This is a genomic window from Acidovorax sp. Root267 (assembly GCF_001429215.1).
Classification (GTDB): Bacteria; Pseudomonadota; Gammaproteobacteria; order Burkholderiales; family Burkholderiaceae_C; genus Acidovorax; species Acidovorax radicis.
On record NZ_LMJC01000021.1, the window covers coordinates 1 to 1,920 of the forward strand.

At 53.2% G+C, this 1,920-nt stretch carries 4 protein-coding genes and 1 pseudogene; all 5 read left to right on the forward strand.

Annotation, left to right across the window (positions count from 1 at the left end; all coding sequences use genetic code 11):
• A pseudogene (locus ASE39_RS25920) lies at positions 1 to 388 on the forward strand (hypothetical protein); the annotation flags it as partial.
• The gene (locus ASE39_RS26465; RefSeq protein WP_139019219.1) at positions 385 to 801 is read left to right on the forward strand and encodes a hypothetical protein; all 417 of its coding nucleotides are present in this window, start codon (positions 385 to 387) and stop codon (positions 799 to 801) included. The pseudogene ASE39_RS25920 and the gene ASE39_RS26465, both read left to right, overlap by 4 nt.
• A gap of 266 nt (positions 802 to 1,067) precedes the next feature.
• Entirely contained in the window at positions 1,068 to 1,409 is a 342-nt protein-coding gene (locus ASE39_RS27120) for an RHS domain-containing protein (RefSeq protein ID WP_242421450.1), read from the forward strand.
• On the forward strand, positions 1,297 to 1,612 hold a 316-nt coding region (locus ASE39_RS27125), incomplete at its 3' end, for an RHS repeat-associated core domain-containing protein (RefSeq protein WP_242421451.1). The genes ASE39_RS27120 and ASE39_RS27125, both read left to right, overlap by 113 nt.
• Positions 1,613 to 1,667: 55 nt before the next feature.
• A partial coding sequence (locus ASE39_RS25930; protein WP_282434127.1) for an RHS repeat-associated core domain-containing protein occupies positions 1,668 to 1,920 on the forward strand: 253 nt, incomplete at its 3' end.

Genomic DNA, 1,920 nt, shown 5'->3' on the forward strand with positions numbered 1-1,920 from the left:
GGAGCAGCGAGCGCGGATGGAACAGGCTGGGGCTTTGCTTCAGCAGCGCACGAGTGAATTGCTGGATCGGGCTTCTGGGTTGGTTTTTAATGAGGGGGCAGATACGTCCAAAGGGCAGGTAGATACGGCGGTAAATGGCTTGACAGAAGGATTGAAAAACGAAACGGACGCCAAAGGGCGGCCAACGAAAGGGCAGTATGTCAAGCCCGGGGGCGATGCACAAAAGGACCTAGATTCGCTGCCGGGAACTGCAGGTGACAATGGTCAGAAAATTTTGCCCGATGGCAGCGTTGCAGGTATACATACCTCGACTACAACGGGCCTGGACACACTACACGTTCACCGACCCTCAGGGAGTCGGGACATAAAAATTCGCTATCCACAATGAAATATATTCATGAACTTGAGGCCTGGTCACTTCCAGGCCTGCTATTGCATCCAGAATACAGCAAAACCACTCTCCAAGAGGAAATGTGGAGAGAAGGAGTGCCTAAAAATGTTTTCCTTGGCATAAGTGCAATCCCAGACAAAATTGATTGCGAAAACTTGAAATTTTTAATTCATTCCGGCGAATTGAAGGAAAATGAATTTATGGAATTTTGTGTTATTCATAAATTACCAGAGACCTCGGAATCCGAGGAATCCTCGGCAAAATTTCTTGAATACAAAAAAGGAAGATGTCTCGCCTGGATACACCTCCCCACAGATTCCGGCGCAGATGTTTTATCAAAAATTAAGAAAATACTCCAAATACACGGCCATATCATTATTGATCCACGAAACATGAGTTTATTGATTTAGCAACTTATTCCAGACAGCGCAGATAGAAACTACCGGCAGAACACCCCTCAGGCAAAGCTGCGGCATTAGTAATTAACTGTTCAATGCGCGCAATACGTCTACGACGATGACCAGAAGCGCACTCAGGTTATCCAAGGAGGCATCACTACGCATGAGTTCCATGGTGCCCACGGCAACCTGCTGGCCGACTACTCCCCCAGCTCCCGCAGGCTGGTTCAGTACATCTACCTGAACGGCAAGCGCATCGCCCAGAAGGAGTCCGCACAATGATCTCGATCTCCACGCTCCACTCCTTCTGGYTRCGYCTTCTGGCACGCCTTGCTCTGCTGCTGGCCTTCGGCGCCTTTGCAGCCAGCGCTGGCGCCCAGACCACCATCACGTTCTTTCACAACGACATTCTGGGCAGCCCCGCCATCGCCACCGATGCCGATGGCGCCGTGGTCTGGAAGGAAAACTATCTGCCCTATGGGCACCGGCTGCAAGCGCCCGCCGCCGGTGCCAACAACAAGCTGTGGTTTGCGGGCAAGCCGTACGACCAGACGAACTGGATTACCTAYATTGGGGGCGCGCTACTACATCCCCCTGATCGGGCGTTTTACCAGCGTTGATCCCCAAGGCATCGTCCCGGAAAACCCGCACAGCTTCAACCGGTATGCGTATGCCAACAACAACCCCTACAAATATGTGGACCCGGATGGGAGGTCTGCAACTTGGGCTCTGAAAGTCTTGGTGACTGCAGCAGTACTTGTTGGAGCGGCGAACCACCTGACACCGGAGCAGCGAGCGCGGATGGAACAGGCTGGGGCTTTGCNAACAAGCTGTGGTTTGCGGGCAAGCCGTACGACCAGACGAACTGGATTACCTACATGGGGGCGCGCTACTACATCCCTCTGATAGGGCGTTTTACGGGGATTGATCCCCAGGGAATCGTCCCGGAAAACCCGCACAGCTTCAACCGCTATGCGTATGCCAACAACAACCCCTACAGGTATGTGGACCCGGATGGGAGGTCTGCAACTTTGGCTCTGAAAGTCTTGGTGACTGCAGCAGTACTTGTTGGAGCGGCGAACCACCTGACACCGGAGCAGCGAGCGCGGATGGAACAGGCTGGGGCTTTGC

Bases quoted from the DNA above. Each gene is read 5' to 3' on its own strand.
- ASE39_RS26465 (WP_139019219.1), top strand. From the start codon at position 385: ATGAAATATATTCATGAACTTGAGGCCTGGTCACTTCCAGGCCTGCTA.